General features: G+C 69.2%; 7 protein-coding genes. 4 read left to right on the top strand and 3 right to left on the bottom strand.

Annotated elements, in window-relative coordinates; translation table 11 throughout:
• The 4 genes from ACXJKR_RS20455 to ACXJKR_RS20470 all read left to right on the top strand — a co-directional run.
• Window positions 1–1172 (top strand): efflux RND transporter permease subunit (locus ACXJKR_RS20455; RefSeq protein WP_457324374.1); only part of this gene is annotated, 1172 nt, incomplete at its 5' end.
• A 1-nt stretch (window position 1173) separates the two neighbouring features.
• Window positions 1174–2289 (top strand): ABC transporter substrate-binding protein, encoded by a 1116-nt coding sequence (locus ACXJKR_RS20460; protein WP_056197451.1) that lies wholly within the window; start codon window positions 1174–1176, stop codon window positions 2287–2289.
• 34 nt (window positions 2290–2323) lie between these two features.
• Entirely contained in the window at window positions 2324–3256 is a 933-nt protein-coding gene (locus ACXJKR_RS20465; protein ID WP_457324375.1) for an alpha/beta hydrolase, read from the top strand.
• A gap of 108 nt (window positions 3257–3364) precedes the next feature.
• Window positions 3365–4714 (top strand): glycoside hydrolase family 27 protein, encoded by a 1350-nt coding sequence (locus ACXJKR_RS20470; protein ID WP_457324376.1) that lies wholly within the window; start codon window positions 3365–3367, stop codon window positions 4712–4714.
• A gap of 4 nt (window positions 4715–4718) precedes the next feature.
• Here the strand turns inward: ACXJKR_RS20470 and ACXJKR_RS20475 are convergent, their stop codons facing one another.
• From ACXJKR_RS20475 to ACXJKR_RS20485, 3 genes are all read right to left on the bottom strand, one after another.
• Window positions 4719–5171 (bottom strand): MarR family winged helix-turn-helix transcriptional regulator, encoded by a 453-nt coding sequence (locus ACXJKR_RS20475; protein WP_457324377.1) that lies wholly within the window; start codon window positions 5169–5171, stop codon window positions 4719–4721.
• A 41-nt stretch (window positions 5172–5212) separates the two neighbouring features.
• Complete coding sequence (locus tag ACXJKR_RS20480; protein ID WP_457324378.1) at window positions 5213–6199, bottom strand: aldo/keto reductase; 987 nt, start codon at window positions 6197–6199, stop codon at window positions 5213–5215.
• Window positions 6196–6731, bottom strand: a 536-nt coding sequence (locus tag ACXJKR_RS20485; protein ID WP_457324379.1) for a Gfo/Idh/MocA family protein, incomplete at its 5' end; no start/stop codon positions are given. The genes ACXJKR_RS20480 and ACXJKR_RS20485, both read right to left, overlap by 4 nt.

Genomic DNA, 6731 nt, shown 5'->3' on the forward strand with positions numbered 1-6731 from the left:
AGCGCAGCCTGCGTGACGACCCCGAGTTCAACCCCAAGGCCGGCAGCTCCTGGATGTGGCGCCAGCTCGACCGCTTCACGCAGCGCGGCCCGGCGCTGGTGGCCCTCGGCGCGTCGGCGGCATTGGCCGTGGCGGGCTATGCCGTCAGCACGCGGCTGCACGTTGGCGACCTGGACCCCGGTGCCCCCGAGCTGCGCGCCGACTCGCGCTACAACCGCGACAACGACTACGTCACCCAGCACTACGCCGCGTCCAGCGACATCCTCGTCGTCATGGTTGCCACGCCCGAAGACCAGTGCACCCGCTACGGCACGCTGGCCAAGGTCGACCAGCTCGCCTGGCAGCTGGAGCAACTCCCCGGCGTCGAGTCCACCAACTCCATGGCGGCGCTCTCCAAGCTCGCGATGGTGGGCTACAACGAGGGCCAGCTGAAGTGGTACGAGCTGATCCCCAACGACAGCGCGCTCGGCGGCGTGCAGACCCGTGCGCCGCGCGAGCTGTTCAACCAGGGCTGCTCCTTCCTGTCGCTCTACGTCTACCTGAAGGACCACAAGGCCGAGACGCTGAGCACGGTGGTGAGCACGGTCGAGGGCTTCATCAAGGAGAACTCGACAAAGGACGAGCGCTTCATGCTCGCGGCCGGCTCGGCCGGCATTGCGGCGGCGACCAATATCGTCGTCAAGCAGGCCAYGAACGAGATGCTGTGGTGGGTCTACGGCGCCGTTGTCGTGCTGTGCTGGGTGACCTTCCGCTCCTGGCGCGCCGTCGTCGTGGCCGTGCTGCCGCTGGTGCTGACCTCCATCCTGTGCGAGGCACTGATGGTGGGCCTGGGCATGGGCGTCAAGGTCGCCACGCTGCCGGTCATCGCGCTGGGCGTGGGCATCGGCGTGGACTACGCGCTCTACGTGCTCAGCGTCATGCTGGCCCGGCTGCGCGCGGGCGAAAGCCTGTCGGCGGCCTACCTGCACGCGCTGCAGTTCACCGGCCGCGTCGTGATGCTGACCGGCGTCACGCTGGCGCTCGCCGTGGGCACCTGGGCGCTGTCGCCGATCAAGTTCCAGGCCGACATGGGCATCCTGCTGGCCTTCATGTTCGTGTGGAACATGGTGGGGGCGCTGGTGCTGGTGCCGGCGCTCGCGCACTGGCTGCTCAAGCCCGCCAGGATCGCTTGAGATGGCACGGCGGTGGATCCAGCGTTGGGTGGTGCTGCTGGCACCCCTCCTGCTGGAATTTTGTTTGTCGGTTGCATCGGCGGCCGAGCAGGCGCCGCTGGTGCTGGGCCAGTCGCTGCCGCTGACCGGCGCCGCCTTCCCCATCAGCAATCGCGTGCAGGCCGGTGCCAAGGCGCTGGTGGATCGCGTCAATGCCGGCGGCGGCATCGGCGGACGCCGGCTGGAGTTGGTGACCCTGGACGATAGCGGCGACAGCCAGCGCCGCGCGGCCAACCTGCACAAGCTCGCCCGGGAGCATCACGTCCTGGCATTCGTCAATTGCCTGGGCGAGCGCGCCTGCCTGCAGACCGCCGCGCTGGCGCGTGAGTTGAACGTGCCGCTAGTCGGCCCCTTCTCCGGCGCCGCGGCGCTGCAGCAGCCCATGGTGTTCAGCCTGCGGCCCGATGACCGGCGCGAGGCCGAGGCGCTGGTTGCGCAATTGCGAGCCATCGGTATCGAGCAGGCCGTGCTGCTGGGCGACGGCGACGAGCCGGCCCGCGAGCGCGCGCTGGCTGCGGCGCTGCAGGCCGCGGGCATCCGCTTCCACCCGCTGGCGATGCAGGCAGATTCCGCCGCCACGCTGCGCGAGCTGGCCGCCGTTGCGCCGCAGGCCCTGGTGCTCAATCTCGGCCCCGAGTCGCTGGACCTGCTGACCCGCCACGAGGCCGCCTGGCGCGCCGCGGTGCCGCTCACCGTGGCGGCACTGTCGTCGCCGGGGCTCACGCAGCTGACGCGGCTGCTGCGTGACCGGCTGATCGGCTTCACCAGCGTCGTGCCCAACCCCGAGATCTCGCAGCTGCCGCTGGTGCGCGAGTTCGAGCGGGATGCGGAAAGCCACGTCGGCCCCGAGGCCATCAGCCTGGAGGGCCTGGCGGCCTACCTGCATCTGCGCGTCTGCGTCGAGGCGCTGCGCCGCGCCGGCAACCGTGTCGACGGGCCTGGGCTGGCGAGTGCGCTGGAGAACCTGGGCGCGCTCGACCTCGGCGGCTTCAGCGTGCGCTTCAGCCCCCGCCAGCACCGCGGCTCCGAGCACGTCGAGATCGGCCTTCGCGGCCGCGACGGGCGCCTGCGCCGCTGAACTTCACTTATCCACCCCTCAAAGGAGACATTCCATGCTCGATCTGCACCTGCAACACGTGCTGGCCCAGGCGGCCGGCGCCCCCGACCTCTGTGACCTGCCGCCCGAGGCCTCTCGCGGCCTGTACCGGCAGATCTGCACGTTGGCGACCATGCCGCCCGCCGACGTCGACGTGACGCCGCATGAGGCCCGCTTCGGCGGCCAGGCCGTGCGCGTGCGCATCTACAAACCTCGCGATGCGGCGGGCGCCTTGCCCGTGGCGCTGTACTTCCACGGCGGCGGCTTCGTGCTCGGCGATCTCGAAAGCTATGACGCCGTCTGCCGCCAGCTCTGCGCTGACAGCGGCGCGATGATCGTCAGCGCCGCCTACCGCCTGGCACCTGAGCATCCCTATCCGGCGGCCATCGAGGACAGCTACGCCGCACTCGGCTGGGTGGCCGAAGCCATCCGCAGCTTTGGCGGCGACCCGACCCGCCTAGCCGTGATGGGCGACAGCGCCGGTGCCGCACTGGCCGCCAGCGCCGCCTTGCTGGCGCGCGATGCGGGCGGGCCGTCTATTGCCTTCCAGCTCCTCGTCTATCCGCCGGCGGCCGGCGGCCACGACGGCGACTACCCGTCGCGCGAGCAGCATGCCGCCGGCCCCACGCTGACGAAGCGGACCATGGACTATTTCAGCCGCCACTACTTTGGCGCCACCGGCAAGGCGCCCGACTGGCGCGGCGCGCCGCTGCTCGCGCCCAGCCTCGCCGGCCTGCCGCCCACGCTGCTGCTGCTGGCGGCCCATGACGCGCTGCGTGACGAGGGCATGGCCTACGGCGAGGCGCTCGGCGCGGCTGGCAATGCCGTCACCGTCATCGAGTACCACGGCCTGGCGCACGGCTTCATCAGCATGGCCGGCGCCGTCCCGGCGGCGCGGCTGGCGCTGGGGCAGATGGCGAGTGCGCTGCGGCAGGCCTTGCTGGGGTGATCCAAGCCATATCGAAACTGGCATGGCTTGAGAGGAAATCGCCATTGGATTGTTGTCGTGGAATGCCGTACACCCGGCAGCCACGACAAACGAGACAAGAGACATCCCATGGCATTGAATCGCAGGGGCCTGATCAGCGCCGGCCTCACCGGCATCGCCGCGTCCACGTTGCCCGCCCAGGCCGCCACCACCGCTGCAACGCCGGCCAAAGGCCTGCTGGCCCCCACGCCGCCGATGGGTTGGAACAGCTGGAACAGCTTCGCCACCACCATCAACGAAGCCCAGGCCCGCGAGACGGCCCGCATCATGGCGGACAAGCTGCTGCCGGCCGGCTACAACATCTTCACCATCGACATCCAGTGGTACGAGCCCACGGCGTCAAGCTACAGCTACAGCGCCAACCCCGAGCCGGCGATGGACGGTCACGGCCGGCTGATCCCCGCCGTGAACCGGTTCCCGTCCAGTGCCGAAGGCCGCGGTTTCGCGCCGCTGGCGGCGGATGTCCATGCCATGGGCCTGAAGTTCGGCATCCACCTGATGCGCGGCATCCCGCGCCTGGCCGTGAAGCGCAACCTGCCCATCCTGGGCACGCCCTACCGCGCCGCTGACATCGCCGACACCAGCAGCGTCTGCACCTGGAACCCCGACATGTACGGCGTGGACATGCGCAAGCCCGGCGCGCAGGCCTACTACGACAGCGTCTTCGCGCTCTACGCCTCCTGGGGCGTGGACTTCATCAAGATGGACGACATGAGTCGCCCCTACGACGCCCATGCGCCGGAGATCGAGGCCGCTCACCGTGCCATCCAGCGCACGAAGCGGCCGATGGCGCTCAGCCTGTCGCCCGGCGAGACGCCCGTGAGCCGCGCCGAGCACGTACGCCAGCATGCGCAGATGTGGCGCATCTCCGACGACTTCTGGGACGACTGGCATGCGCTGGACGCCCAGTTCACGCGCCTGGAGAACTGGAACCCCTGGCGCCGGCCGGGCGCCTGGCCTGACCCGGACATGCTGCCGCTGGGCCGCCTGGCCCTGGGTGAGCGCGACACCAAGTTCACTGCCGATGAGCAGCGCACGCTGATGACGCTGTGGGCCATCACCCGCTCGCCGTTGATCATGGGCGGCGACCTGCGCCACCTGGACGAGCCGACGCTCGCGCTGCTCACCAACACCGAGGTGCTGGCCGTGGACCAGGCGAGCGCCGACAACCGGCCGCATTTCGTCGAGGACTTCGTGCGCATCTGGTCAGCCCGGCCGGCCGACGGCAAGGGCCGCTACGTCGCGCTGTTCAACCCGACGGACAAGGCCCGCGAGGTCGCCGTCTCGCTGCGCGACCTGGGGCTGGACGGCGTGTGCCAGGTGCGCGATCTGTGGGCGCGCAAGCCTCTCGATGCGGCATCGGGCCGGTTCGCCCAGCAACTGCCGTCGCATGGCGCCGGGCTGTACCGGCTCAGCTGACAGTTCAGCGCGCGACCTTGGCCAGCAGTTCCTGCAGTAGCAGGCGCTCGCCGCTGGTGRGCGTGTGGTCCAGGGCTTTTTCGGTCTCCTGCAGCGCCGCTAGGCTTTGCTCGGCCAGGCGTTCGCCCTCGGACGTGAGCCGCAGATGCAACGCGCGGCGGTCGTTGGCGTCGCGTTCGCGCTCGACCCAGCCGCGCTCCTGCAGGCGGTCGAGGATGAGCGTCATCTGCGGTGCCGGCACGCGCAGCAGGTCGCACAGGCGCTTCTGCGTGGTGTTGCGATTCGAGAAGATCAGCTGCAGCAGTGTGAACTCCACCGGCCGCAGGCCGAGCGGCTCGCCCACGCCCTGACTGAACAACTGGTTGGTGGTGACAGCCGCGCGTGCAATGGCATAGCCCAGGGTGTGGGCCAGGCGGGACTGGTCGAGGGGAGGGGACTTCTCGCGGATCGGGCTCATGGGTGTGCAGGATAACCATGGCCTGCCGGCCGCCGTTGCGGTCAAAACTCCTCGGTATCGATCTCGGTCTGTGTGGCGGCGCTGTAGCGCGCGCCGTTGACCGTGTGGCGGTTGATCAGCGTATCCAGCCGCTTCAGCGTTGCGCCATCCAGCTCCAGTTGGGGCGCGGCTATCAACTCCGACAAATGGTCAGGCTTTGACGTCCCCGGGATCGGGACGATGTCCTTGCCCTGGTGCAGTAGCCAGGCCAGCGCCAACGTGGCCGGCGCACAGTTCAACCGTGCGGCCTCGTCCTGGAAGCCATCCAGCAGCCGCAGATTCGCCGCGTAGTTCTCCGGCGAAAACCGCGGCATGCCGCGGCGGATGTCCTTGGGCTCCAGCTTGCTGACGTCGCGCAGCTCACCGCCGAGGAAGCCGCGCGCCAGCGGGCTGAAGGCGACGAAAGCGACGCTCAGCTCGCGGCAGGCGTCGAGCACGGCGATCTCCGGGTTGCGTGTCCACAGCGAGTACTCGGTTTGCAGCGCGGCAATCGGGTRCACCGCATAGGCGCGCTTCAAGGTGGCGGCAGAGACCTCGGACAGGCCGAGCGCGCGAACCTTGCCCGCCTTCACCAGCTCGGCCATCGCGCCTACGCTCTCCTCCACCGGCACCTTGGCGTCCAGCCGGTGCAGGTAGAGCACATCGATGACGTCGGTGCGCAGCCGCTTCAGGCTGGCCTCGACGCTGACGCGGATGGTGTCTGGACGGCCGTCGATGACGCGCTGGCCATCGACGCCTTGCATGCCGCATTTGCTCGTCAGCACGATGCGCTCGCGGTGTGGTGCAAGCAGGCCGCCCAGCAGTTCCTCGTTGGCGCCAAAGCCATATAGCGCCGCCGTGTCGAACAGCGTGATGCCGCCGTTGAGCGCGCCGTCCAGCACGGCTGCCGCGACGTCGCGCGATGGCGGTGTGCCATAGGCGTGGCTGAGGTTCATGCAGCCCAGGCCGATGGCCGAGACCTCGAAGGGGCCGATGCGGCGGGTTTTCATTTCAGCTGCTGCTCAAGCTCGTGCAGCACGCGGTAGCAGGGCAGCACTTGCGCCACGCTGCTGTTGGGCTCGCGGCCCTCGCGGATGGCGGCGAAGAACTCGCGGTCCTGCAGCTCGATGCCGTTCATGGACACGTCCACCGCCGACACGTCGATCTTGTTCTCCTTGCCGTCGAACAGGTCGTCGTAGCGCGCCAGATAGGTGCCCGTGTCGCCGATGTAGCGGAAGAAGGTGCCCAGCGGGCCGTCGTTGTTGAAGGACAGGCTCAGCGTGCAGATGGCACCGTTGGCGGCCTTGAGCTGGATGCTCATGTCCATCGCGATGCCCAGCGTCGGGTGGATGGGGCCTTGCAGCGCGTGGGCCTGCACGACGGGGCTTTGCGCCYGGTAAGCGAACAGGTCTACCGTGTGCGCGGCGTGGTGCCACAGCAGGTGGTCGGTCCAGCTGCGCGGCTGGCCGAGAGCATTCATGTTGGTGCGGCGGAAGAAATAGGTCTGCACGTCCATCTGCTGGACGTTGAACTCGCCTGTCG

It is taken from the genome of Roseateles sp. P5_E11 (genome assembly GCF_054049355.1).